Origin of the sequence: Sporosarcina sp. Marseille-Q4063 (assembly GCF_018309085.1) — a bacterium.
In the GTDB taxonomy this organism is placed as follows: domain Bacteria; phylum Bacillota; class Bacilli; order Bacillales_A; family Planococcaceae; genus Sporosarcina.
This window is the reverse complement of sequence record NZ_CP070502.1, coordinates 174,494-200,146: the sequence shown is the minus strand read 5'-3', so window position 1 is coordinate 200,146 and position 25,653 is coordinate 174,494. Positions and strand designations below refer to the sequence as shown.

General features: G+C 38.4%; 22 protein-coding genes. 5 read left to right on the top strand and 17 right to left on the bottom strand.

Going from position 1 to position 25,653, the window contains the following annotated elements; all coding sequences use genetic code 11:
• Positions 1-119 precede the first annotated feature (119 nt).
• Together JSQ81_RS01025 and JSQ81_RS01020 are read right to left on the bottom strand one after the other, a co-directional pair.
• Positions 120-548, bottom strand: a complete 429-nt coding sequence (locus JSQ81_RS01025; RefSeq protein ID WP_212605905.1) for a hypothetical protein — start codon at positions 546-548, stop codon at positions 120-122.
• Between the two features lie 371 nt (positions 549-919).
• The gene (locus tag JSQ81_RS01020; RefSeq protein ID WP_212605904.1) at positions 920-1,252 is read right to left on the bottom strand and encodes a hypothetical protein; all 333 of its coding nucleotides are present in this window, start codon (positions 1,250-1,252) and stop codon (positions 920-922) included.
• A gap of 1,206 nt (positions 1,253-2,458) precedes the next feature.
• Between JSQ81_RS01020 and JSQ81_RS01015 the strand changes: the two genes are divergently transcribed.
• Positions 2,459-3,619 (top strand): C39 family peptidase, encoded by a 1,161-nt coding sequence (locus JSQ81_RS01015; RefSeq protein WP_212605903.1) that lies wholly within the window; start codon positions 2,459-2,461, stop codon positions 3,617-3,619.
• Positions 3,620-4,324: 705 nt separating this feature from the next.
• On the top strand, positions 4,325-4,498 hold the full coding sequence (locus JSQ81_RS01010; protein WP_212605902.1) for a hypothetical protein: 174 nt from the start codon (positions 4,325-4,327) through the stop codon (positions 4,496-4,498).
• 354 nt (positions 4,499-4,852) lie between these two features.
• Here JSQ81_RS01010 and JSQ81_RS01005 read toward each other — a convergent pair whose 3' ends face one another.
• The 3 genes from JSQ81_RS01005 to JSQ81_RS00995 are packed head-to-tail and all read right to left on the bottom strand — an operon-like array spanning position 4,853 to position 8,592.
• A complete protein-coding gene (locus JSQ81_RS01005; protein WP_212605901.1) occupies positions 4,853-6,361 on the bottom strand; it encodes a sodium/proline symporter in 1,509 nt (502 codons plus the stop codon).
• A gap of 48 nt (positions 6,362-6,409) precedes the next feature.
• On the bottom strand, positions 6,410-7,570 hold the full coding sequence (locus tag JSQ81_RS01000) for an NAD(P)/FAD-dependent oxidoreductase (protein ID WP_212605900.1): 1,161 nt from the start codon (positions 7,568-7,570) through the stop codon (positions 6,410-6,412).
• Between the two features lie 44 nt (positions 7,571-7,614).
• A complete protein-coding gene (locus JSQ81_RS00995; protein ID WP_212605899.1) occupies positions 7,615-8,592 on the bottom strand; it encodes an ornithine cyclodeaminase family protein in 978 nt (325 codons plus the stop codon).
• A 164-nt stretch (positions 8,593-8,756) separates the two neighbouring features.
• On the opposite strand from JSQ81_RS00995, the gene JSQ81_RS00990 reads away from it, so the two are divergent.
• Entirely contained in the window at positions 8,757-9,971 is a 1,215-nt protein-coding gene (locus tag JSQ81_RS00990) for a sugar diacid recognition domain-containing protein (RefSeq protein ID WP_212605898.1), read from the top strand.
• Between the two features lie 422 nt (positions 9,972-10,393).
• Here the strand turns inward: JSQ81_RS00990 and JSQ81_RS00985 are convergent, their stop codons facing one another.
• The 11 genes from JSQ81_RS00985 to gpr all read right to left on the bottom strand — a co-directional run bounded on the left by JSQ81_RS00985 (position 10,394) and on the right by gpr (position 23,829).
• Entirely contained in the window at positions 10,394-11,401 is a 1,008-nt protein-coding gene (locus tag JSQ81_RS00985; protein WP_212605897.1) for a hypothetical protein, read from the bottom strand.
• Between the two features lie 686 nt (positions 11,402-12,087).
• Positions 12,088-12,828 carry a 16S rRNA (uracil(1498)-N(3))-methyltransferase gene (locus JSQ81_RS00980; RefSeq protein WP_212605896.1) on the bottom strand — a complete coding sequence of 247 codons (741 nt, stop codon included), beginning with the start codon at positions 12,826-12,828 and terminating at the stop codon, positions 12,088-12,090.
• Between the two features lie 5 nt (positions 12,829-12,833).
• A complete protein-coding gene (prmA, locus tag JSQ81_RS00975) occupies positions 12,834-13,778 on the bottom strand; it encodes a 50S ribosomal protein L11 methyltransferase (protein WP_212605895.1) in 945 nt (314 codons plus the stop codon).
• Positions 13,779-13,793: 15 nt separating this feature from the next.
• Positions 13,794-14,912 carry a molecular chaperone DnaJ gene (gene dnaJ / locus JSQ81_RS00970; RefSeq protein WP_212605894.1) on the bottom strand — a complete coding sequence of 373 codons (1,119 nt, stop codon included), beginning with the start codon at positions 14,910-14,912 and terminating at the stop codon, positions 13,794-13,796.
• Between the two features lie 172 nt (positions 14,913-15,084).
• Positions 15,085-16,917 (bottom strand): molecular chaperone DnaK, encoded by a 1,833-nt coding sequence (gene dnaK, locus JSQ81_RS00965; RefSeq protein WP_212605893.1) that lies wholly within the window; start codon positions 16,915-16,917, stop codon positions 15,085-15,087.
• Between the two features lie 43 nt (positions 16,918-16,960).
• Complete coding sequence (gene grpE, locus JSQ81_RS00960) at positions 16,961-17,533, bottom strand: nucleotide exchange factor GrpE (protein ID WP_212605892.1); 573 nt, start codon at positions 17,531-17,533, stop codon at positions 16,961-16,963.
• Positions 17,520-18,593: a heat-inducible transcriptional repressor HrcA gene (gene hrcA / locus JSQ81_RS00955; RefSeq protein ID WP_212605891.1), complete on the bottom strand. Its 1,074-nt coding sequence runs from the start codon at positions 18,591-18,593 to the stop codon at positions 17,520-17,522. The genes grpE and hrcA overlap by 14 nt, the downstream gene beginning before the upstream one ends.
• A gap of 95 nt (positions 18,594-18,688) precedes the next feature.
• The gene (gene hemW / locus JSQ81_RS00950; RefSeq protein WP_212605890.1) at positions 18,689-19,822 is read right to left on the bottom strand and encodes a radical SAM family heme chaperone HemW; all 1,134 of its coding nucleotides are present in this window, start codon (positions 19,820-19,822) and stop codon (positions 18,689-18,691) included.
• 80 nt (positions 19,823-19,902) lie between these two features.
• Positions 19,903-21,726 carry a translation elongation factor 4 gene (gene lepA, locus JSQ81_RS00945; RefSeq protein WP_212605889.1) on the bottom strand — a complete coding sequence of 608 codons (1,824 nt, stop codon included), beginning with the start codon at positions 21,724-21,726 and terminating at the stop codon, positions 19,903-19,905.
• A 199-nt stretch (positions 21,727-21,925) separates the two neighbouring features.
• A complete protein-coding gene (gene spoIIP, locus JSQ81_RS00940; protein ID WP_212605888.1) occupies positions 21,926-22,741 on the bottom strand; it encodes a stage II sporulation protein P in 816 nt (271 codons plus the stop codon).
• A 50-nt stretch (positions 22,742-22,791) separates the two neighbouring features.
• The gene (gene gpr / locus JSQ81_RS00935; protein WP_212605887.1) at positions 22,792-23,829 is read right to left on the bottom strand and encodes a GPR endopeptidase; all 1,038 of its coding nucleotides are present in this window, start codon (positions 23,827-23,829) and stop codon (positions 22,792-22,794) included.
• Between the two features lie 196 nt (positions 23,830-24,025).
• Here gpr and rpsT point away from each other — a divergent pair, with 196 nt between their 5' ends.
• The gene (gene rpsT / locus JSQ81_RS00930; RefSeq protein WP_212605886.1) at positions 24,026-24,280 is read left to right on the top strand and encodes a 30S ribosomal protein S20; all 255 of its coding nucleotides are present in this window, start codon (positions 24,026-24,028) and stop codon (positions 24,278-24,280) included.
• A gap of 56 nt (positions 24,281-24,336) precedes the next feature.
• Here the strand turns inward: rpsT and holA are convergent, their stop codons facing one another.
• Positions 24,337-25,353, bottom strand: a complete 1,017-nt coding sequence (holA, locus tag JSQ81_RS00925) for a DNA polymerase III subunit delta (protein ID WP_212605885.1) — start codon at positions 25,351-25,353, stop codon at positions 24,337-24,339.
• A gap of 161 nt (positions 25,354-25,514) precedes the next feature.
• Between holA and JSQ81_RS00920 the strand changes: the two genes are divergently transcribed.
• Positions 25,515-25,649: a YqzM family protein gene (locus tag JSQ81_RS00920; RefSeq protein ID WP_212605884.1), complete on the top strand. Its 135-nt coding sequence runs from the start codon at positions 25,515-25,517 to the stop codon at positions 25,647-25,649.
• The last annotated feature ends 4 nt before the right edge of the window (positions 25,650-25,653 follow it).

Sequence of the window (25,653 nt, the reverse complement as noted above, 5' to 3'; positions counted from 1 at the left end):
CAACAGTGAAATAGCTATATAAAAAACAATGAAAACGCTCAGAATTTCTGAGCGTTTTTGGCGAAATATTAACTAAAGCACCCGTTAGTTTAAGTGAAATGCTTCACATACTCTTATCGCTATTCGGCATGTTGTGGTTCAATTCCACTTTCTCCTATCGATGTGCCTGATACAGTCCACATATTTACTTGCCTTACCACTGTATCTTTAACTGTATATTCATAAACTACTTTTGGCTCACTATCGAAAATTACATGAAGATTTATGACAGGTTCTATTTTAATGTCGTCTGTGTCTGTAATTCCCCATGAATCCATTGGATGTTTTTCTTCTAAATGACCTTTTAATACTTCTATGGCTTTTCCAGTTTGTTGCTCTATAATCAAAGGTCTAATTGCCCCTTGATAGATATAACTACAAATTAAGATGACCCCCAATATACCCCAAATAAACTTCCTTACTTTCTTAGGTAATAAAAAAGTTAATAGACCCAATGCAAAAATACATATTGTAATAAAAAATAACTCAATTATGATTATCGGTTCCATTACTACCACACCCTTTATATTTTTATATTTACTACTATCTCATAAGAAGCCAATTCCTTCTTGAACTAACCTGCCGTTAGTTCAAGAAGGTATTTGATCGCCTGAACGGATTTGTATGTTGCATGCACCTTTAGTAGACATAACGCCCGTAAGATTATATAACCAAAATTGTCAATACCTTGATTAAATATTCTCTTGGTCAAAGTAGAATAAGTATAAATCTTCGAGATTAGGAGTTTCTTTTAGAGAAGTATCAGTTGGCTTAATATCAGAAACAAATTCGAAGTTCTAACCCGTTTTCTCTTTAGATAATGTTCCCTATTTTGAATTTCCGCTGAAATAATGGTAGGTGCAAATTATTATTGAGGCAATTATCTAGCGTGGACAATAGTTTTTCGTCCAAACTTAGAACTTAACATATACTGATCAACACCAGTCGCCCACTCTTGAGTGAATACTGTTGATATTCCCACAATAATAAGAGCACCAATAAAAACAAGCCCGTTTGTACTAATATAAACAATCATTTGCGCTGCTGGTCTATGGTAGTGAAGTTCCTGAAAACTTATAATTTTCACCATTTCCTTCTGTAATTTAAGGTTTCGATAAATATATTCCGAGTTACTTTTTTCAATCGTATCCATTGTTTTATCTAAATTTTGTATTGTCTTTTCATGCTTCTCCTGGTAAGTTCCGATATTCAATACATCCTTATAAAAATTGCGAAGTTTTAATTTTTCCTACGTGACATCCATTCCTTTATCTTGCTGTTTCTGTATTACTTTATCCTCTTTAAGGGCAAATTGAAGTTCTTGTGTAGTTATAGGTCCCTCCCATTTTTTATAAAGATAATGAAGAGATGGTCCCTCATCTGTAATAAGAAAAACACTGACAAAATCAACAACAGTATAGACACATAGTAAATACTTTTCTGCTTGAAAGTTTTATATAACTCATACTTAATTAATTCTTTCATTCGAACCCCCCTGATAATAACTAAGCTTTCTATAACTAAGACGGTCAATTTATAAAAAAATATTTAAATACCGGTTATTTTCTCTTTATAATTTACCCTTGAGATTAGTAAGGCGTATATTCTTTATAAAGTTCTTCAGCTTCAAAAAGCTTACTATTATCAAAGAGTTCAAATGCACGAGTCAACCTATCATCGAAAGTTTCCAACTATACCACCTCCATTTAATAAAAGCATCTTATTCAGCAATCTGGCCCGATTGTTGAACACAAGTTAAACAACACTATTCACCTAACCTGCCTCGTCACTTTAATAATTACCCATTTTATTCTTTACTCTATTATTCTTCTTCATTAATATGAATACCTCTTTTTGAACAAATAAAAAGGCGACCGTCCATCCAAAAATAGGTCGCCTTCTACACGTTCGTATTGTAAGCAAATAAAAATGACCGTCAAAAGACAATCTTCTGTTGTTAAGTAAAGTTGGCAATAGGTAAGCATTTGAAGTTATCTCCAGCTTTTCCCCTGCTCCACACGGAACGTGACAGTTTCCCGTCATTCCGCGTTCCATCTAACGATTTGTACTAGACTATAAGTTCCTCGTTACCATTAGACAAATTTCCTCCTAAGAGCTCGCACTGTGGAAATCCCACGTTCTTACCAGATCGGTGCGACGAACGTTTGGAAAACAATCATTCCATTTCGCTAGACTTGGGGCTGTTCCTCCACCTCCATTACAGAGGTTTCATTAGTCGTACCCCTACCATCATAAGGACAAGTACATTTCGCCATAACGCTTATAGTAACCGTCGTTATATGAAGAAATGAATGGTGTCTTTGACAAGAAAGTATTAAATATAAAATTTATTATAAATAGAGGATTATTGGTAATTATGCAGAATTATATGAGCATTAAAATAAAGGGAGTGGTTTAGTTGAAAAAGTGTTATTTGTTATTTTTTATCACAGCCTTATTAATTATTTTGGGGGGCATCCCAATAAAAAGTGTTCAAGCGTCTCAAGAAATCAGTTTAGATGTTGCTAAAAAAGCAGCATTAAACGAACTTAAACAGTCTGTTTATGCTGGGGAAATAGATAGTGTAGAAAATTTTACGTTAAAAACTTATCTCTATGATGTTGATGAAAGTTTATTGGGATACTATCTCACTTACAAAACAGGTGAAGGTAATACAAATCATATCCTAGTCTCGGCCACAACAGAACGTGCCCCTATTCTTCAATACGGAGAAGGTATTCTTGATTCTGAATACGAATATCTTTTAGACAAAGGTAAAAAGCTTTATTACCTAGGTCCACTCCAATTCCTTTATGGAAAAGATAATAATGAGGTAATTGGAAAGTTTAATAAGAGTAAAGCTATGATGTTAAAAGACCTTGAAAAGGAAAATAAAAAACAATCTCATGCTTATGAAAAACTTCTAAAGAAAGATATTCCAACTGTAAAAAAAGATATAAAAAATAAAGAAGAATGGAACAAGCTACTATCTTATGACCCGTCAAATCAATTTTCTATAATGGCTACTAATTATAAAGTTTTAGGGGTAACTCGATTATGGCAAAGGAGTTCTGGGGTAAATAAACCAAACTCTGCATGTGGTCCAGCAACTGCAGCAATGATATCCAATTACCTAAAAGGTCAAGGATTTAATGTAAAGGGAACTTCAAACTATAGTACCGTAGGGTCTTTTATCAATCATATGTATAGTGATCTAGGTACTACTTCAATAGGAACTTCTATGACCCAATATAGATCAGGATTAGCCAAGCATGTAAGGGAAAACTATACAGCCGACAAATGGCAAACATGGTCATATAGAGCCTATGGTTACTATGCGCATTACAAAGACATGATTAATCTCAACAAGCCGGTTGGGTTACGATTTGATTTTTGGATAAGAGAAGGTACTTATGTGGATTATCATTTTGTTGCTGGTATTGGATATGATCATGGAAGTGTGGCAAAGTTTGCGATTAAGGATCCAGATGGGGGATCAGGTAATACAGGTACCATTTGGTTAAACTGGAACGATAACAACAATGATATGGCAATGGGATTAGTAAATTATATAAAATAAAGGAAATTTGTAACTACTCAGCCCCTCTTCATAAATTTGGAGGGGTTTCTTATTTTCTATTTTCTATCGCTTGTAGGTTTAACTAAACGTACCCGTTTCTAGTAGTTCTGTAATGGCGTGGATTTTTGTTGGACTTTAATCGAGCGGATCTCTGTTCCTCTTGATTGTTGTCGATTGGAATTGCTGGAAGAACTAAAAACGCCCGCACGACTTCTCGATGATTCCTTCGACGGTCCAACAGATTACGAGCTGGTTCTTAGGACGTCCATAATTAGATGACCCATTCACAGAGAGGCAACACGCACAATGCTCCCCTCTTTTTGTCGTACAGATTTTTAGATAGGATGAGTAGTTATATAATATTTTTATAACCTTATAAGTAAAGCAAAGGAGGATTCGAACATGAACTCTATATTTTTATTAATCATTCCAATCTATGCTTTGTTTATAGGGTATAAGTTTATTAAATCAAACTTTAAAAAATCCTTATTTACAACTTTTATTATTATTCTTATTACAAGTACATTGTTATTCTTCCTGGTAGATATAGTTACTTTCAAGCCACAACCAAATAAAGCTGTTTCTGGTAATGGGAATTTAGGTCTCATTGTTCTATACTTCCTAATCCAAATTTTCTTATCCTTTTATTTATATTAAGTAAAGGGATTTATCAAGGCTTTCAACAGAAGGGATTGTGAGGGAGCCATGCTGCAACACTTGAAGGAAAATGGACCTGCTTCTCGAGCCAATTTGCAAAAGGCTACCAACATTTCTCGCGATGGAGTTTATAAACTATTTGCCGAATTAATCGAGCGTAGGCTTGTCGTGAAAACAGGTCAATCTACAATGACGCTTTATTATTACAATGAAATCGAGTAGGCACATGAATAAATTCATGCGCCTCTCACAGGTTCGGTGACCTCTGGCTGTCATCATTTCATCCAAAGGGTGTAGATATGAGAATAGGGTGAAATACACAACATTAAATTGTTCTTCCTCCGGTGAGTATTTTATAATTTTCGCCTTATATCATAAACGGCTATTGTTATAGAAGTACCAGGAACTGTTTTCTTTTAATATTTTTCTTGTTTTTATTACCCTTCCATTTTCTGGTTCATTTATTATTCAACTCAGCATTATTATTGCATTTATGCGACAATAAGTTACTTGATTGAATAAAGACACGAACTATAAAGTCCGTGTCTTTCATACATTCTCATCTAGAAACAATAATTAGTTAACTTCCAGAGGAACTGACGTCTTATTTTCTTCTTTTAATTCTTCATATTTTAATTCTTCATCTTTCAATTCTTCATCTTTTTTATCTGGGAACAGTAAGCTGAAAACAATACCGAATGCGGCTGCGATAAAAAACGTTGTAAAACGAGAAGTCGCAATCGCATCGAGTGGAGTTGAGATCCAGATAACTGTACTAACGAATCCAGAGATAATTGTCGCGATGACACCGATACCGGAATATCGTTTCCAGAAGAACGTCAAGATGACTGCGGGCGACAACGTACACCCTACTCCAGCCCATGCCCAGCTAACGACGAGAAAGACTAGCGACTTAGAGGTCAAGGCGATGATTAAGCCCACGATTCCTGCACCAACAATTGCAAGTCGAGAGATGGCTACTAGTTTCTTTTCAGATAGATTCATGTTCATGGCATGTCGTATAATATCTTCACTGACCGAACTTGTAATGACAAGTAACTGTGAATCTGCCGTAGAAATGATTGCGGCAAGTATACCAGCAAGTAAAATACCGGCAATCCATGGTGGCATCAAGTCAAGAATCATGAAAGGTAAAATCATTTCGACATCATCGAACACTTGACCTTGGTACAATGTGAGCGCCGTAATCCCAATCATGAACGCACCACCATATGCCAATATCGTCCAAGTAATTGCAACGAAACCTCCTTGGTTTGTTTCTTTCTTACTTCTAAGGGCCATAAACCGAGCACTTAGTTGTGGTTGTCCACCAAGGAAACCGAAAAACCAAGCAAAGTTATTAAAAAGTAATAGCCCTAATGAGAAGCCAATCGCCCCACCAGTCCACGAATCCATCGAAGGTCCAGCTGCTACTAGAGCCGCACTAATAGACAAATCGGCTGCTAAAATATGAACGAGAGCTACAATCGGTAATACGACTAGCGTTACAAGCATCATGATTGCTTGTATCATATCCGTCCAAACAACCGTTACGAATCCACCTATATAAGCAAGTATAATAACGACAACAACACTTAACACCGCCCCAACCTGTGTAGGAATATTAAATACGGCCAATAATGTTTTACCGGCTCCGGCAATTTGTGCTCCAAAATAAAACATCATAAAGCTAAATATTAGAATAGTAGAGAGCCAAAGAATTATTTTCCCATGGTTTCCGAAACGGTATGCCAAATAGCCAGGTAACGTCAGTGCGCCGGTTTTCTCTGCTTCCTCCATAAATCGTTTCGCTAAGAATAACCAAGCAAAAATAATACCAGAAGCAATTCCCACAGCTACCCAAACTCCTGATAAACCTGTAGCAAAAACAAAACCTGTGTATCCTAACAAAAGCCAAGCAGATTCTCCAGTGGCACGTTCAGAAAATGCCAACGCCCAACCAGGTAATTGCTTTCCCCCTAGGAGGAAATCAGCATGACCTTTTGAACGCCGACTTACGAGATAACCGACAATGAGCATGATCACAAGATACAATATAAACTCAACCATTATAATCGTATGCAATGAACCCATCCCCCTTTAGTTTGTTAATAAAATTCATATGTCCGATAGTTACACAATTGCATCTTCCAACACTAGATCATTTTCTGCAAATCGTTCCACACGAAGTGGCATCAAATCTAGCGTTTCATATTTCCCTTTACAAATTAACTCAGCCAATCCAAGCCCTACCCCGGGCGCCTGCTGCATTCCATGCCCGCTAAATCCAAGTGCAACAAAGTAACCTTCCATTAATGGATGTTCTCCAATGATGGCGTTTTGATCCACCGTATTATAGTCATACATGCCAGCCCAACCCGATTCCAATTTGAGTCTTTCGAAATTCGGGACTCGGTGCGCCAAGATGGGCCATAAATAATCAAATGATGATCGTTTCCAATTAAAGTCAAAACCGGGTTTCACATCTTCCGAAAATCCAGCTACTACTTTATCACCTTCGTGGCGGAAATAGACTCCCGTCGGATCAATTGTAAGCGGTAACATTTTCTCTAATTTTTTAGTAGAATCAAAGATGTACATTTGACGTTTCAGCGGCACAACCGGTAATGGCAATCCAATCGCTCCGCTTAAATCAGCTCCCCAAGCACCTGCACAGTTAATAACAATCGGTGCGGAATAAGTTGCCCCATCAACTAATTGAACACCAGTCATTCGTCCACCTTCCGTAGTTAACGAAGCGACCTCTGCAGAAATATACTCTACTCCCATTGCTTGCGCGTTTTTACGATAAGCCTGCATGACAGAGTGCGGATCAAGATAACCATCCTCTTTACAGTACAATCCACCTACAAGGTCACCTATTTCCAGCTCCGGTATAATATTCGATAAATCCACGGATGAAAGTATTTCAGAAGGAACACCAAGCTTATTTTGCAACGCAAGTTGTTTTGTAAATGCAGGCAACATCTGTTCAGTTGCTAAAAATAAATAACCTCGTTGTTTGAAATCAATTTCAGCTTTTTCACCGTCAATTTCCATGTCATCTGCAAAGTTTTTATATACCTCCAAACTGAACCGACTTAATTGAATATTGATAGACGTTGAATATAATTGTCTAAAACCGCCTGCACTTCGCGCTGTCGATGAATATTCATACGTTGGATCTTTTTCAAAAACGAGAATGCTCCCCTCAAAGCCATTCTTACGCAATGAATAAGCAGTACTTGAACCCATTACTCCCCCACCAACAATAATGATATCTGCTTTTTTCAAGTTGTTATTCTCCTCTCAAAAAATATAGTCTGTCTCCGGATATTTCACGATAAATCAACAGTAACCCCGACTTTATTTTTGCACGCTTTATCGTAAAAGTATTTTGCAACGACAATATCGACGATGGCAAGTCCGACCGATTTAAATATTGTTATTTCCTGCTCATTTTCTCTTCCTGCTAGTTCTCTACTTACAATTCGCCCAAGTTCCCCGTGAATTTCACATTCAGAAAACACACCCGCTTGTATCGGAATTTGTAAATCCCCTGTTTCTTCCAATGCCGCTTCTCTTGCTTCAACAACCACCTTAGCCGCATCGCAAATAGCAGATGTTGGTAGCTCCTGCATTGTGGGTCGGAATGAGCCGACTGCATTTACATGGATTCCCGGCTGTAAATTATCCGAAAACACCGGCGACATCGAAGTTGTAGCCGTGACGAGAACGTCCGATTTTCGAACAAGTTCATTTGGATCTTTGCAAATAACAACTTCCTTTTGGAACTTGCTTACCATAAACTTCGAAAATTCTTCTGCCTTCTCTTCACTTCGATTGTATAGATAGATTGTATCGATATCCCTCACCGCTAGAATCGCTTCACACAGTCCTTTCGCCTGTTCTCCAGTACCGATAATCCCTAAGTTTTTGGCGTCTTGACGCGCTAAATATTTTGTTGCAACACCCGACAATGCCCCTGTTCGAATGAGTGTCAAATAAGATCCTTCTAGTAATGCAAGCGGCTCCCCCGTTGTTATGTCCGAAAGTAAAACAACCCCATGAATCACCTTTTTTTCAAGGTCCTTATTAGTCGGTACAACTGTCACATACTTTAGTCCCATTGCATGTAAACCTTCCGCAACCGACGGCATAATGACTCCAGAACTTTCTTTGCCAAACGGAAGAATCGTTCGAATTGGCGTATCCGTATTTGATGCGGAGAACTCTTTCAAAGCCACCTCTACACATTGTAAAATTTCTTTCATATCTGCTAAATTAATTTGATCTTTCCCACTCAACACCAACATATGATTTTCCTCCCATCAACTGAATTAACCTTTCTTATATTATACGCTCATAATTTCTAAAGAAAATGTCCAATGTGCACAATCTTCTGGTATAATAATAAATAGATAGTCTTCTGAAAATACAATTAATTATAAATGTGGAATTAAAGTAAGGAGGGATGGAATTGCCAGACATTGGGCACTATGCACAGTCAATCGTAGAACAGTTTTCTTCAATACTAGACATTCCGATTAGTATCACAGATAAAACGGGAATGATTATAGGAAGTACGGACATTAACCGACTTGGTTCGCATCACATCGTTACTAGGGAAGTCACCAAGTCAGGTAAAATTATGTTCTTCTCGAAAGAAAAAACTGCTGGACTTGTCAACGTCTTACCAGGAATTGCTGCCCCTCTAAGCTTCCAACAAGAAACAGTCGGTGTACTTGGACTTATAGGTGACCCTGCGACAGTCGAACGGTACGTACAATTTGTCCAATCCCATATTGAAATGCTTCTAATAAAAAATTTCCGCTCTAAAATAGTTGCCTCTCAAATGGAAACGATTCGCGATTTTATTCAACGTCTTCTCAGTTATAAGGATGATGAGAACTTCAGAAGAATTCAAAACTATTGTGAAATGCACGGATTTGCACTAGGGCTATCGAGATGCTGTATTTTATTGGATATCCCGTTCGGAATTGATCAAACTCCTTCTATCGAAAATTCACAAACGTTTAACCAAACAGAACAGGATCTTTTCTTATGCTTAACAAAATTATTCATTGATAATGATCAGGATATCGTTGCCCCCTTAACCACGGGTCAATGGCTAATTTTAAAACATGTCAATTCAGATGATATGATTTCATTAAAAGAAAGATTAGATTATGCATCCGATTCGTTAAGGATGTTTTTAGAAAACAGAGATTTAGACAGCAAGTTTATGTTATCATATAGCGGCTCTTCCTCAACAATCGGGGCAATTCTACAGTCCTATGAACAATCAAGGAAAGCTTTGGTGATTGCTAGAAGGAATAACTTCCAACAATCAACTGTCTCCATCGACGATTGGAATCTACTATCCCTTGCCCTTGTTGAGGAAATAAAACTACCTGCTAAACAAACGCTTGATAATTACATTGAAAAACTACACAGTCATGCAAATGGGACTGCACTCATTAAAAGTTTCCTTGTCTATTGCGAAGAACAATTGAACATGAGCCAAGCCGCAAGGAAACTGTACATTCACCGCAACACTCTGTCATACAGGTTGCAACAACTGCAACAATTATTGAATATCGATTTGCATTCATTCAAACAATGCATGCTTCTTTACTTGGTTTTAAAACAACATGAACATGTCGACAAATTCGAGAAACTTATTCTGCAGTAAATTAATATTGATAATAATATGATTCGACCCCAAAACGGGGTCGAATAAGTTTCGCGGGAACTGTTAAAGCGATGGAAGAAGCAGATATGAAGAAAATATCTTTTTATAAAATGGTGAAAAAGTACGAAGGGATGGTTAATATTTGAAAAAGCATTCAGAAACGTTAATGTATAGTGGTATTGAACTAGATTTTAACTCCCATTCCAAATATATCAAATATATCTCTATGGAGACGGCAGGAGTCAAACCCGCCTCCAAAGAATTACATATTTAAGTAAATATACTAGCTAATATTGACTATCCACTACGCTAAAAACAAATCGCATTTTTAAAAAACTGTCATAAAAGTTGCTTGCACAACAATATTCAAAAAAGACATGCATGGCTAAACCAGCATGTCCGCATCCTATCCATTTGCTACCTTACTTTTTATCGCCCTTCCTTTTAAACTTTCGCCGAAACATTTTTTTGTCTTTATGTTCATCCAGAAAAGCCCAAATAACGAATGCACTCACAGCAATCAAACCAAGATAAACAAGCAATTCCGTGTATGTAAATAACAGAAGATAATCCCATATAGAATTCCCCCGAACAAACACATCATACGAATCGGCATTTCGATAGCTAATCGGTAGTTTGTCCCCTATGCCATATTGCGGATAGGTGTGTCGCGTTACGTCTTTGGCCATTTCAATCGTTCTGCCCGCATGATTTTTATAAGAGATGGTTAATTCCCGAATCGAGTCTTCGTATTTCCGATAGGTCGTATACTCGAATCGGTCAACGACAGTAGCTTCCGTTTTTGTCTTTCCGAATGGCTGCACTGTTCGAATCAGGTTCACTACAAAATTCTTGGCAATGAATAGAAAAATTGCAATGACAATACCTGCATTTCTCCAAGCGCTTTGTCTCCAATCTACTTTTTTCTTTCGCTTCTTTTTCTTTCGTTTCTTTTTCCTCATTCTTTTCCATTTTTCAAATCGCTTAGAGGATTCCTTCTCTTCTAAACGCTCCAATGCAGGAATGGAGAAGATAAAGGCCACGATTGAACAGAAAGCAATAAACGCAAGAACAAAAATAGCAATCAAGTAATAGAGGCCATCAATGAGTATGTCACGGAGCGTCAAAAAGGTTGTAGCACCTGTCAAATAACCATTAATCGTATCACCAATTTCAATGTTCTCTATCTGACTTTTGGAGACACGGTTGCGGTATTTAATCTCTTCCCCATCGTCAAGTTCGACCCCAACAAAATAGGTAGGAGGAGTGAATAATCCTTTACTTGCTGTTTTATCAATGACTGTCGCTTCTGCGGATCGAATTGAAGCTAAATCGTACTCCCCCAGATAAGAATCAATCATTATCCAAGTGAAAAGGCTGAAAAACAAGCCCATAACTAAAAGCCCAGCTAATTCTTTTATGTTTGTCATAATTTCCCCCATAACCAACCTTCCACCACCACCATATCAAACAGACGTTAAAATACAACCATAAAAAACCTACCCTCTAATGTTCTGATGGCAGGTCTACTTAAAATTCACCGTATGGTTGCTTCAAAATTTCTGCACTATAGAATCATCCTTGACAAGAAGTTCTACTTCTTTAGTGTCATGACCATAACCGTCTAGAATGATATTCAGAGAATAGTTACCGTTCAATTTTATCTACACTATCTTGGAGACTGCGAAGGAAAATAGATTGCATCCGTTCCCCCACCAGTTAATACGCTTTCCAATGTGTATCGAACAGACGTAAATGCCTCAGACAAAATTGATGCATTGGTCAACAACATTACCTATTACGTGTATCGTCTTTAATAAGTTATCAAAATGATACAACAAGCCCCTATCTGTAGTAAGGTGGCGGCTATTTGACGTTTACGTTTATAATACTAATGACCGAATTAATCGAGCGTAGGCTTGTCGTGAAAACAGGTCAATCTACAATGACGCTTTATCATTACAATGAAAAAACCACTTAAAATGTTAATTTTAAGTGATTTTTGCCAGGCGCTTTAATCCTTGTCGCTACAGGTTTCAGACGCAATCATATTTAAGTTTACTACCGCACATCCTAAAGTATGAAAAGCAACTGTTGACAAGGTAGCCCACCTCTTTCATTCAAATTCATAAGAAATAGCCGATAAAAAATACAATGGCGCAGTTTCAGTACGTAAAATACGGGGGCCAAGTGCGACTGGAAGAAAACCCGCTGCCATTAATTCTTCCGCTTCGTTTCTAGAAATTCCGCCTTCTGGTCCAAAGACAATTAGTACTTTCTGGTTATCAGTTATCCCTTTGACTCGGTCACGGGTTCGATGTGGATCTGCACCTTTGGCATCCTCTTCATCCGCGAATAAAAGCACATCATAATCGTCCGAGCTTGCTATAAGTTGGCGCATTGTTTGCGGATTTTCAATTTTCGGGATGATGGTTCGATGACATTGTTCCGCTGCTTGTTTTGCAATTTTTTGCAGGCGCTCGATTTTCTTACCGCCTTTTTTATCATCCCATTTTACTATAGATCGTTCTGCTTTAAAAGGAATCATTGCAAATAAACCTAACTCTGTTCCTTTTTGAACGATTAAATCATGTTTATCACCTTTGGCTAACCCGCAGGCAATTGTAATTGTTACTGGCAACTCATTTTTGGGAAGTTCCAAACCGTGCTTTTGAATAACAACATAATCTGTACCTATATTAGTAACTAAAGCAGGATAGGCTTCACCAGCCGAAACCGCGATAAGTTTATCGTTAACGCCCATACGCATGACATGAACGATATGCTTGCGATCGTCTCCGGTGATTTCCGCTTTACCGCTCTCATCAAATGGTTCATCAAGAAAATAGCGTTGCAATTTTGTTACACACCCTTTTTCTTGGCAATAATTGCGACCCAGTCTTCCATTAGGACTGATTCTATAATTTCAAAACCTTTGTTGAGTAAATCATTTTTTACTTCATCTCGTTTTTCTCCAATAATACCCGAAGCAATAAAGAGACCGCCTTCTGGCAAAATGGAAGCAGCATCCGCTGAAAAAGACATGATGACATCCGCCAAAATATTTGCGACGATAACATTAGGTTTACTGTCGACTTTTTCCAAAAGATTACCGTGTGTTACTTCAACTATTGTCTCAACCTTGTTCAATTCGACGTTTTCTTTTGCAGCTGTGACTGCCACATAATCTAAATCGAGCGCTTCAACCTTTTTTGCTCCAAGCATCGCGGCAGCGATTGACAGTACGCCAGACCCAGTCCCGACATCTATAACAATATCCTCTGTTTTGATATATTTTTCTAATGCTTGTATACACAAAACGGTTGTAGGGTGCGTCCCTGTTCCAAATGCCATACCAGGATCAAGCTCGATTATTAATTCATCAGAGGCCACCGGATTATATTCTTCCCAAGTTGGAACAATTGTAAAACGGCCAGAAACTTTTACAGGATGATAATATTTTTTCCATGCTGTCGCCCAATCTTCATCGTCAACTTCAGATGTTTTAATTTCATTACGACCGACGTTGAGCCCATAATCTGGAAGTTCTGCAATAGATTGTTCAATTTCGCTCATCGTCTCGATTAAAAAACTATTAACAGGTAAGTACGCTTTTACAATTACGCCGTCCGCAGGGTAATCCTTTTTATCAAGTTCATAGATTTCACCGAATTGATCTTCTCGAATTCGATCCGGTTCTTCCGAATCCTCGATAATTACTCCGCTTGCCCCAGCTTCATGCAGAATATTCGCCACAGATTCCGTTGCTTCATGTGTTGTATGAACAGCTATTTCTGACCATTTCAAATTGTTTCATCTCCTTCATTCGCCTTTAATTGTACGCTTGATTTTATCAAAGAGTGAACTAGAATATTCTTCTGGGCTATTGCCGCTAATTGCTGCAAATTGACGCATTAATTCTTTTTGCTTTTCCGTCATTTTTTTAGGAGTGACAACTTTTACAACAACATGTTGATCACCAATCCCGCGGCCATGAACATTTTTCACGCCTTTGCCTCTTAACCTAAACCGTGTACCTGTTTGTGTTCCGGCCGGAATTTTCAAATTGACATCGCCTTGAACAGTCGGCACTTGAATTTCATCACCAAGAGCGGCTTGTGGGTATGATAACCCTAGCTCTAAATAAATATCATCTTCATCGCGAATAAATTTCTCATGCGCTTTCACACGGAAAACAATATATAAATCACCCGTTGATCCACCGTTCTGACCTGGTTCACCTTGCCCTGAAACACGTAATTGTTGACCGTCATCAACACCTTCAGGAATAGAAACTTTTATCTTCTTCATTTTCTTAACTGTACCCGAACCACGACATGTTGAACATTTCTCTGGAATGATTTTTCCTGTTCCTTCGCAGTGATGACAAGCCCTGCGATTAACCATTCTGCCAAGAGGTGTGTCTTGGGTTATACTAATTTCACCAGTTCCGCTACAATGCGTACATGTTTTTGCAGAAGTACCTTTTTTGGCTCCTGAGCCATCACAAGTTCCGCAAGTTTCTTCCTTTGGTATTTCAATTTCAGTTTCCTTACCGAATACAGCATCCATGAAGTCAATGGTCATCGTGTATTGTAAGTCATTACCTTTTCTTGGTGCATTTGGATCGCGTCGACGTGTATTGCCTCCGAAAAACGAACTGAATATATCTTCAAATCCAAAACCGTCACCGCCAAATCCACCGCCACCGAATCCTTGATTTGGACCCGCATGACCAAATTGATCATAATTCGCTTTTTTCGTATCGTCACTTAAAATTTCATACGCTTCTGTCGCTTCTTTGAACTTTTCTTCCGCATCCGCTGCTTTATTAAGATCTGGGTGATATTTTTTTGATAATGTTCTATAAGCTCGTCTAATTTCATCCTTTGTCGCTGATTTTGAAACACCGAGCACATCATAATAATCTCTCTTACTCATCATTTCACTCTCCCAAAAACATTTGCCTACCTGCTATTATTTATTGTAACATGCTTTTAATTTATACGTAGACTCACACTATCATGAATTTTTCAGTACAATTACTCGATAAAAAATGAAAAAGTCAAAGCCGGAATATCGGACTTTGACTTTTCCGTCAACTAATTATTTATTATTTTTTCTCGTCTTCTTCTACTTCTTCGAAATCCGCATCAACGACATCGTCTTCTGCTTCTCCTGCACCTTCAGCACCCTCGGCTGCTTCCGCTTCCGCTGCTGCTTGTTCATATAGTTTCATTGTTAGTTTTTGAACGATTTCTTCTAGTGCTGTTTTCTTAGTGCTTACATCTTCAAAGTTGTTTTCTTCCAATGCTGATTTCAATTCTGCAGAAGCATCTTCGATTTCTTTAGTTTCTTCTTCAGAAACTTTATCTCCAAGATCTTTCACAGTTTTCTCAGCTTGGAAAATCAGTTGATCTGCTTCGTTTCTTAAGTCAGCTTCTTCTTTACGCTTTTTATCTGCTTCCGCATTTTCTTCTGCTTCTTTCACCATGCGCTCGATATCTTCGTCTGAAAGTGAAGAGCTCGCTTGAATCGTAATGTTTTGTTCTTTTTGAGTACCGAGATCTTTCGCTTTAACGTTAACAATACCGTTTTTATCGATATCAAAAGTAACTTCAATTTGTGGAACTCCGCGTTGTGCTGGTGGAATGTCCGTCAATTGGAAACGGCCAAGTGTTTTGTTGTCCGCGGCCATTGCACGCTCACCTTGAAGTACATGAATGTCAACAGCTGGTTGGTTATCTGCTGCAGTCGAAAATACTTCAGATTTACTTGTTGGAATCGTCGTGTTTCGCTCGATCAACTTCGTGAACACGTTGCCCATTGTTTCAATACCAAGTGAAAGTGGTGTTACGTCTAGTAAAACAACGTCTGTTACGTCACCGCTTAAGATGGAACCTTGAACCGCCGCACCCATTGCGACAACTTCGTCCGGGTTAACACCTCTATATGCTTCTTTCCCTGTTTCTTTTTGAATCGCTTCTTGCACTGCTGGAATACGAGTTGATCCACCTACAAGAATTACACGGTCGATTTCAGATGCAGTTAGACCTGCGTCTTTCATTGCTTGACGCGTCGGAACCATGGAACGCTCGACTAAATGACTTGTTAGCTCATCAAATTTCGCGCGAGATAGCGTAACCTCTAAGTGTAATGGACCAGCTTCTCCGGCAGTAATAAATGGCAATGAAATCTGAGCAGATGTTACACCTGAAAGATCTTTCTTCGCTTTTTCAGCGCCGTCTTTCAAACGTTGCATAGCCATTTTATCTTGGGATAGATCGATTCCATTTTCTTTACGGAATTCTTGAACAAGATAATCGATGATTACATCGTCAAAATCGTCCCCGCCAAGTTTATTATCTCCCGCTGTTGACAATACCTGGAATACACCGTCTCCAAGCTCAAGAATGGAAACATCAAATGTTCCACCGCCGAGGTCATAAACAAGAATTGTTTGGTCTTCCTCAGTTTTGTCTAGTCCGTAAGCAAGTGCTGCTGCAGTTGGCTCGTTAATGATACGTTCGACTTCTAGACCAGCAATTTTACCTGCATCTTGTGTAGCTTGTCGTTGTGCATCACTAAAGTATGCTGGAACTGTAATAACGGCTTTCGTTACTTTTTCGCCAAGATATTCTTCTGCATAGCCTTTCATGTATTGAAGAATCATAGCTGAAACTTCTTGCGGCGTATATTCAGTATCCTCAGCTTTAACTTTGTAATCCGACCCCATATGACGTTTTACAGACATGATTGTATTAGGATTTGTGATTGCTTGACGCTTTGCAACTTCCCCGACTTGTCTTTCGCCATTTTTAAATGAAACAACTGACGGAGTCGTGCGGTTACCTTCCGGATTTGGAATTACCTTTGGCTCTCCGCCTTCATATACTGCTACTACTGAGTTTGTTGTTCCTAAGTCAATACCGATAATTTTACTCATAATCAATTTCCTCCTAAAATAATCACATAGTATTTATAGTTAGTTATTCATTAACTTTAACCATTGAAGGTCTAAGCACTCGATCTTTTAGTATATAGCCTTTTTGCATTTCCTCAAGAACGACGCCCGACGGTTTATCTTCTTCATTGCCTGTCATAATCGCTTGATGATAGTTCGGATCAAATTCCTGGTCAAGCGCCTCGATTTCAATCAAACCTTCTGATTTCAAAGCATCAACGAGCGACCTGTAAATCATATCCATTCCTTCCATCATCGTGCGCGCTTCATCTGATTTAGCTTCTACTGCGATCGCACGCGAGAAATTGTCTAGGACGGGTATTAGATTAGTCAAGACTTTTTGTGATTGATATTTTTGCAAAGCTTCTTTGTCTAATGTTGCTCTACGTCTAAAGTTGTCGTAATCAGCTAGTAATCGAAGGTATTTATTCTTTTCCTCTTCGATTTGTTCTTTTAATTGTTCAACTTCGTCTTGTTCATCTTCCGGTGTCTCAACCTCTTCGATTGCATCGGTCAATTCAACTTCTTTTTCATTGTCTTCAATCGTTTCTTGTTCTTCAACGAGAACATCTTCAATTTCTTCTTCATTCTTTTTCATTATTGCTTTTCCCTCCCTGCTCTGCTGTCCCACCGCCGATTGTTAATCTCGCTAATTCTCGCGATAAATCACTACTCAGCAGATCAAGCAGTGTAATCACTCGTCCATAATCCATACGAGTCGGACCAACGATTGCGATTGATCCCTTCATTATTTCGCCCGCTGAATATGTTGCCGTAATCACACTGAAATCTTCCATCGCATAATGGTTATTTTCCGAACCAATTCTGACGGCAATCCCTGTTCGAACATCATTAAAAAATGTCGCTCTTGGTGCTCCCTTTTCAATAAGATCCAAAAACATCTTCATTTTATGGACATCATTAAATTCAGGCTGAGTCATCATATTCATTTTCCCGCCGAAATACAAGCGTTCTTCAGGTGCAATTGCAATAGCTTCTTGAAACGAAGCGTACAATTCTCCCGCTTTATCAATATGGCGTTCAAGAATCATTTTCGTTTCTTGAACAAGCGTTTTTTGAAGATGAATAAGCGGTGTACCGATTAAACGTTCATTCAATATGTTGACCATCTTTTCAATATCAGAAGCTGTATAGCCTTTTGGGACATTAAATAAACGATTTTCAACATGACCATTATCAGTCACAATAATAGCGACTGCAGTATCTTTGTCAAGCGGCACAATCGAAAAGCGCTTTACGACATGCATTGACGAATCTGGGCCGAGTAATATTGAAGTATAGTTCGTTAAATCAGAAAGAATTGTTGCTGATTTCCGTATCAATTCTTCTGTTTCCATTATTTTCTCTTGAAAAATAGAACGCAGTTGATGGCTATCTTCCAGGTTCAATTTTTCCTCTTTTAAAAGATGGTCGACATAAAATCGATATCCTTTTTCAGATGGAACGCGGCCTGAGGATGTATGTGTTTTTTCAAGATACCCCATTTCTTCGAGATCAGCCATATCATTACGAATTGTAGCTGAACTAAAAGGCGCTTCAGGTTTCTTTGAAAGTTGTCGGGACCCGACAGGCTGTGCGGATTTAATGAAGTCGTCGACCGTCAGTCGTAAAATGAGTAACTGTCTGTTTGTCAACATGATCATCACTCCTGTTAGCACTCTTTAAGAGAGAGTGCTAATACTACTCATAATTTAACAAATGGGATTGTTGCTGTCAACGAATTCACTCGGACTTACGTTAAAAATTGTTGAAATACTTCGTTCCCCCTGAAAACTCCTTTTCGAGTGAGTTGGACCCTATCATCATTTTCCTCGAGTAATCCCTTATTAATCAGAGATTGAATTGTTTCTCCGTATACACTGATTAGAGATTGTCCAAATTTCTCATGAAATAACGTAGTCGAAATACCAGCAGTTTTTCGTAAACCGAGGAACATTTCTTCTTCCATAGCTTCTACGGGTGTAACAATATGCGAATGTTGAATTGGGCGTATACCATTACCCACTTGCTCCATATATCGTTTAATCGGACCAATGTTGGAATATCGGCTCCCTGAAACGTACCCATGTGCTCCAGCACCAATTCCCGCATATGTTTCATTGTCCCAATACAACAGATTATGTGCTGATTCATATCCAGAAATGGCAAAATTGCTAATCTCATATCTCATGCGACCTTTGTTTTCCATATGTTCGATTAGCATTTCAAACATTTCTGTTTCCATGTCTTCACCTGGCAAAGGCAGTTTCCCTTTGTTCATCAAGTTATAAAATACGGTTTTAGGCTCAACGATCAATGAGTAGCCCGAGTAATGCGGAAGTTCTAAATCTGTAGCTTTTTCCAATGTGTCTTCCCACTGTGCTCGTGTTTGGTTTGGCAAGCCGTAGATGAGATCAATACTGATATTTGTGAAATTAGCTTTCCGAGCTTCATCAATCACACGGATTGCATCATGTGGACCATGCGTTCTACCGATGGTTTTCAATAAATCCTCATCAAATGATTGGACGCCTATACTTAAACGATTAACTCCTCCATTTTTCAAAACTAATAGTTTGGCAAATGTCAACTCGTCGGGATTTGCCTCAGTAGAAAACTCCTTTAGAGAAGAAACATCGACGTACTCATTAATTATCGCAAGCAATCGATCCAATTGCTTCTCGGATAATGAAGTTGGCGTTCCGCCGCCAAGAAATACGGTTTCAATATTAGCAAATGAAAAACCTTCTCTTTTCATTATGGCAAATTCCATGCCAATCGATTCAATATATTCATCGACCCGCTGGTTTTTGAAAAACACTTTATTAAAATCACAGTAATGACATATTTGATGACAAAACGGGATGTGAATATATATTCCTTTCATTTTTGAACCTTCTTTCCTTTCATAACGGAAAAAAGGAGGCATAGACGCCCCCTTTTTAGTTATCAATCCATGGAAATAAATTAATCTTCGTCCATTCGAAGAACAGCCATAAATGCCTCTTGCGGCACTTCGACAGAGCCTACTTGTTTCATACGTTTTTTACCTTCTTTTTGTTTTTCAAGGAGTTTTCGTTTACGTGAGATGTCTCCCCCGTAACATTTGGCAAGAACGTTTTTCCCGATTGATTTTATCGTTGAACGCGCAATAATCTTTTGGCCAATTGCTGCCTGAACAGGCACCTCAAATTGTTGTCTAGGAATAAGTTCACGTAGTTTTTCAACAATTGCTTTGCCTCGCTCGTATGAAAAATCATTATGAACGATAAAGCTAAGTGCATCAACTTGTTCCCCGTTCAGCAAAATATCCATTTTCGCAAGTTTCGATTGTTTATAACCGATCATTTCATAATCCAATGAGGCATACCCTCTTGTATTGGATTTTAATTGGTCGAAGAAATCAAAAACAATTTCTGCTAGTGGAAGTTCATAAATTATATTTACACGAGATGATGCTAAATAGTCCATTGTTATAAAGTTTCCTCTTTTGCGTTGACAAAGTTCCATTACCGAACCTACATAATCATCAGGAACCATTATAGAAGCTTTAACGTACGGTTCCTCAACATAGTCAGTGACTTGAGAAGACGGCATCATTGATGGATTGTCTACTTTCAGACTGGTGCCATCTGTTTTAACGACATTGTAGATTACGCTCGGTGCAGTCGTGATTAAATCGATTTTAAATTCACGTTCAATACGCTCTTGAATGATTTCCATATGGAGCAGACCTAGAAAACCGCAGCGATAACCAAAACCGAGTGCTTGTGACGTTTCAGGTTCGTACTCGAGTGCGGAGTCGTTTAGTTCTAGTTTTTCAAGAGCCTCTCGGAGGTCGTTGTATTTAGATGTGTCAATTGGATATAATCCGCAAAACACCATGGGATTCATTCGTCGATAACCTGGCAATGCCTCGGAAGCTGGATTCTCAACTTTTGTTATTGTATCCCCAACTTGGGTATCTCCGACATTTTTAATCGATGCAGAGAGGAACCCTACATCCCCTACATTTAATTCATTCACTGCAGTTTCACGCGGTGTGAACACGCCAGTTTCTAGAACTTCAAATTCTTTTCCAGTCGCCATCATTCGAACAGTTTCGCCTGGTTTGATCGACCCATCAATTATTCGAATATATGCAATGACGCCTCTGTATTGATCATAGTGAGAGTCGAAAATCAGTGCTTTTAATGGAGCATCAGGATTTCCTGTTGGCGATGGTACTTTTTCTACAATTTGTTCTAATATATCTTCAATACCAATCCCTGACTTAGCTGATGCTAACACTGCATCTGATGCGTCCAGTCCGATAACGTCTTCAACTTCTTTTTTCACACGTTCTGGATCGGCAGCAGGCAAGTCGATTTTGTTTATGACAGGTAATATTTCTAAGTCATTATCTAATGCTAGATAAACGTTAGCTAATGTTTGGGCTTCAATTCCCTGTGCAGCATCGACAACTAAAATTGCCCCTTCACATGCCGCCAAGCTTCTGGATACCTCATATGTAAAGTCGACATGCCCAGGTGTATCAATTAGATGAAAAATATACTCTTGGCCGTCTTTTGCCAAGTAGGTCAACTGCACTGCATTCAATTTAATGGTAATACCACGTTCTCGTTCTAGATCCATCGAATCTAATGTTTGAGTTTTCATCTCTCTTGAGGTTACTGTGTTTGTTTGTTCTAATATTCGATCTGCTAGCGTTGATTTCCCATGGTCAATATGGGCGATGATTGAAAAGTTTCTTATGTTTTTTTGACGCGCTAGTCTTTGTTCTAAATTCATAAAGTTCACTCCTATTTCTGCTATTAGGATTATACCAGTGAACGTCGATTTGTTCAATTTTAGGACGTTAATTTTTTTATACAATTGAAATTAACACATAAAAAACGCCAATCAGACACGGTAGTCGTTTTGAACGCGTGTGACGCAGTCAAAAACCTTACTTGTCTATTCGGCGTTGCATTATATAGTAATATATTATTTAACCTTGGCTTTTGTTGTCCGACAATATCGTTGCGATAACTGACGCAATAACAGCTACTGTCCGATTCAACTCCGCTTCACTATTTCCGATTCCACCTAGTTCAATAAGTACAATTGACGGGTGAAGATCTTGGTTGTATTTCCCATCAACACCCGCCCCGCCTTTCGGAATAATACTTCTTGTGATTCCGGGAACCAGTTTTTCCATCTCATCTTTTATTTGTTGCGCTAATGCACGATTATGTTTATGATTCGGATGCTCCAACCCGACTACGAATGCAACTTTCGCATACTTTTCACCTTTATAAACCGCAGTCGTTTTATCTGCATCAACCGAGTCTCGGTGCATATCGATTATTATGTCATAATCAACTTCTTTAATTTTCTCTTCGACATATGGACGGATTGATTTGTATGCTTGATGGTAAGTCATGCCACGTCTATTTACTTCCGCCATATTATCAATGGGCAAAATATCAGTTTGTATTTCATTAAATGCAAGCTGTGTTTTTAGTTTCTCCCCGAACTTAACGATATTTTCTGACTGATGGGATACAGATATTTTCCCGTTTTTCTCCTTAGTCACTGGCTTGTAAGCTTCGTGGTTATGCGTAAAATAAAGAAGAGCTTTCTTTTCCACGGTTTCAGTTTCCGGTTTGTTCCCTTCAAAAACATTGGATGCATAAACGATAACAGGTTCGTTTATAAGCTTCGGCTTATTTGCCGTTTCGCCGTCAGGGAGGAACTGTATAATTACCGGGAATAAGAATAAAAAGAGAATAAGTGAGCTCCAAATCTTCAATGTTTTTTTCAATTTGCATCCCTCCGTTCTCCAACTATATGCTTTGGAAAACGAATCAATGCCTATTTTTTAATACGTTCAACCCAACCAGATAATGAACCCGTTAGAGCTTCAGCGTACAAAGTTACCCAGGAGTCAATTTCTTTTGGCGATATAAATGTTCTTAACTCATGGGTCGTTAAAACTTCTTCAAATAACTTCACACGATCCTCATGAGACCATTCTGACCACTCGCCAAATATCGGTCGCAGTGTTGAGCGATCCGCTTCTTTATTTCCAGAGTGTAACCATGGGGTAACAGACAATCGTGATGATGGGCTGTTTTCTTCCTCTATTTTTGAAGCGATATATCCAAACATACGATCAATGGCATCTGCTACAAGCACGGGTCCATCAACAACTGTCGGGATTCCGATTGCAATAACCGGCAAGCCAAGTGTTTCCTTGGAAAGTTCCTTACGACTATTTCCCACACCAGATCCCGGATGAATTCCTGTATCGGTCAATTGTATCGTCCTGCAAAGACGCGACGAATCGCGAGCTGCAAGTGCATCGATGACAATCAGCAGACTCGGTTTAACCTCCGTTACGATTGCCTTAACAAAATCCGCCGTTTCTAAACCTGTTTGCACTGTAACGCCTGGTGCATATACATAGATTTCACTTCCATCCTCTGAATAATAATCAGGAACGATTTCCTGTAATTTATCTATCAACAGAGGACCTACCGCATCGGGGGTCACATCTCGATTTCCTAATCCGATGAATAAAATCTTTCCTTTAACGATAGAAGGTTCATGTTGGAGAATATCATCAAGTTTTTCAATTAATAAATTTGATAAATTATTGATCTCTTCCGTATCTTGAATAGTCAGGGTTGGTACAGTTAAAGTTACGTACGTGCCTTTTTTCTTTCCAATTCGTTCTTCACCCACGTCGTCCACTTTAACTTCCGTTACAATGATTCTTCCTTGTCGTGATTCATTAAAATCAATCCCATTAGCTTCTTTAAGTCGATTCTTTTCCGATTCCGTTTGATGACGAACCATTTCTTCATTTTCTACAAGAAGATCTGTTCGATAGTAATCAAGATTACTCATTAAATCACCTCGGTGTTAGTTTGTACGAAGTGTGCGGCAAATATTCTTTTTGTTGAATTATTAGAAGTGAATCAGTCCAATCAGATTTTTTCATTGCAATTTTTCGCTCGATTTGTTAAAATTACTGATGTTATGGAAGAGGCTTCGATCTTATGAATGAATGCTTTTGCCCTACCTGAAATTGGAGGTGAATGATTTGCCAAACATTAAATCAGCAATTAAAAGCGTAAAACAAAACGCAAGTAAAAACGAACGTAATTCACATGCTAAAGCAACAATGCGTTCTGCTGTTCGTAAAGCTGAACTAGCAATTGAAAACAATGATGAAAACACTACTGAAGTTGTAAGAAAAGCCATTAAACTAATGGACACTGCTGCACGTAAAGGCCTTATCCATAAAAATAATGCTTCACGCCAAAAAGCACGTCTTACAAAAAAAGCAGCACAATAATCATATGGAATACAAAGACCGTCCAATAAAATGGACGGTCTTTTCTTATTTTTATCCTAACCGCGTAAAGGATCCATTAAAAACAGTTCCAATACACGCTCTCGCCTTCCGCCAGTCGATTTCAACTTGAAATCAATAGCGGCAAGTTCTTTGATAATTGATAACAACCGATTCTCGTTTGGTATATTTCTATTTTCCATCATTAGCTTTACGCGATAAGGATGAACTTGCAGGGTTTTCGCAATTTGTTGTTGTTGGTATCCTTTTTTGCGCAATGATTGAACATGTATCATCAACCGAATATGCCCAGCAATTAACGAGGTTAACATAATCGGCTCTTCACCATTACGAAGTAAATCATGGTAAATCGAAATGGTTTTACCGATATTTCCTGATACATATGAATCTGTTAATCTGAAAACATCCATTTCAGGCGTTCTTGGAACTAGCAATTCAATTAGATCATCCGTTATTTCACCTGTTCCGCCTAGGTAAGTCGTCATCTTGCTAATCTCGGCCGATAGAGCCAAAAGACTGTCACCCGACATATTGACAAGGCTCCCGGCAGTTTCAGCGGTAATGTGAACGCCATTCACCTTAGCTTGGTGTTGAATCCAAGTTAATAAGTCTCTTCCCTGCAGTCGATTTGCCTCAATTACTGTCGCAGTTTTCCTCATTTTTTTCGTTATTCTTTTTCGGCCATCTAAATTTTCAAATGGCGCTATAAAAACGACAGTTGCAGTTGGAGAAGGATTGTCAAGCCAATTCTCGAGCAATTCTATGTTATGCTCAACCGCATTTCTCTTTTTATCTTGTCCGCTTAAAAATGATGCATTGCTTGCGATAATCAATTTATGATCTTGTAAAAATGGCAATGTATCGGCTTCTTCAATAACTGTTTCCACTTCTGTTTCTTCAAGATCGAATCGGATAACTGAATTTTCATCCATATCCGGTATCGCCTTTGTTAACCGCTCAATTGTCGAGTCAAAAATATGTTGTTCAATCCCCATAAGTAAATATACCGGATCAATTTTTCCCGAAGCAATATTTTTCCAAGTTGCGTTTGCCATATCTTCACCTCTAGTAACTATGTAGTATAAGTATACATTATTATAAGTACCTGTTTGAACAATTTGTGTCATTTCCCAAGGATTGTTAGATAAAAGATGATTAACATAGATTTTTCCCCGGGAATCAATTATACTATAAATGATATATGGGAGGTGTAGCAATGAATGAGTTTGAACATGATGTACAGTCAAAACGAAATGATTTCGTTGATTCGGCCGTTGGCTTTGTCGTAGCATTTGTAGCCTTCTCTGCTATTTTTGTTATTGCTACAATTATTGACTTTATAGCAAGTTAATATG

What these genes read in the sequence shown, in the direction of transcription:
- hemW (WP_212605890.1), bottom strand. Translation starts at nt 19,822, where the DNA reads ATGAAAGGAATATATATTCACATCCCGTTTTGTCATCAAATATGTCAT.
- holA (WP_212605885.1), bottom strand. Translation starts at nt 25,353, where the DNA reads ATGGCAAACGCAACTTGGAAAAATATTGCTTCGGGAAAAATTGATCCG.
- grpE (WP_212605892.1), bottom strand. Translation starts at nt 17,533, where the DNA reads ATGAAAAAGAATGAAGAAGAAATTGAAGATGTTCTCGTTGAAGAACAA.
- dnaJ (WP_212605894.1), bottom strand. Translation starts at nt 14,912, where the DNA reads ATGAGTAAGAGAGATTATTATGATGTGCTCGGTGTTTCAAAATCAGCG.
- JSQ81_RS00985 (WP_212605897.1), bottom strand. Translation starts at nt 11,401, where the DNA reads ATGACAAACATAAAAGAATTAGCTGGGCTTTTAGTTATGGGCTTGTTT.
- JSQ81_RS01025 (WP_212605905.1), bottom strand. Translation starts at nt 548, where the DNA reads ATGGAACCGATAATCATAATTGAGTTATTTTTTATTACAATATGTATT.
- JSQ81_RS00995 (WP_212605899.1), bottom strand. Translation starts at nt 8,592, where the DNA reads ATGTTGGTGTTGAGTGGGAAAGATCAAATTAATTTAGCAGATATGAAA.
- gpr (WP_212605887.1), bottom strand. Translation starts at nt 23,829, where the DNA reads ATGAGTAATCTTGATTACTATCGAACAGATCTTCTTGTAGAAAATGAA.
- JSQ81_RS01010 (WP_212605902.1), top strand. Translation starts at nt 4,325, where the DNA reads ATGCTGCAACACTTGAAGGAAAATGGACCTGCTTCTCGAGCCAATTTG.
- lepA (WP_212605889.1), bottom strand. Translation starts at nt 21,726, where the DNA reads ATGAATTTAGAACAAAGACTAGCGCGTCAAAAAAACATAAGAAACTTT.
- hrcA (WP_212605891.1), bottom strand. Translation starts at nt 18,593, where the DNA reads ATGTTGACAAACAGACAGTTACTCATTTTACGACTGACGGTCGACGAC.
- JSQ81_RS00920 (WP_212605884.1), top strand. Translation starts at nt 25,515, where the DNA reads ATGAATGAGTTTGAACATGATGTACAGTCAAAACGAAATGATTTCGTT.
- dnaK (WP_212605893.1), bottom strand. Translation starts at nt 16,917, where the DNA reads ATGAGTAAAATTATCGGTATTGACTTAGGAACAACAAACTCAGTAGTA.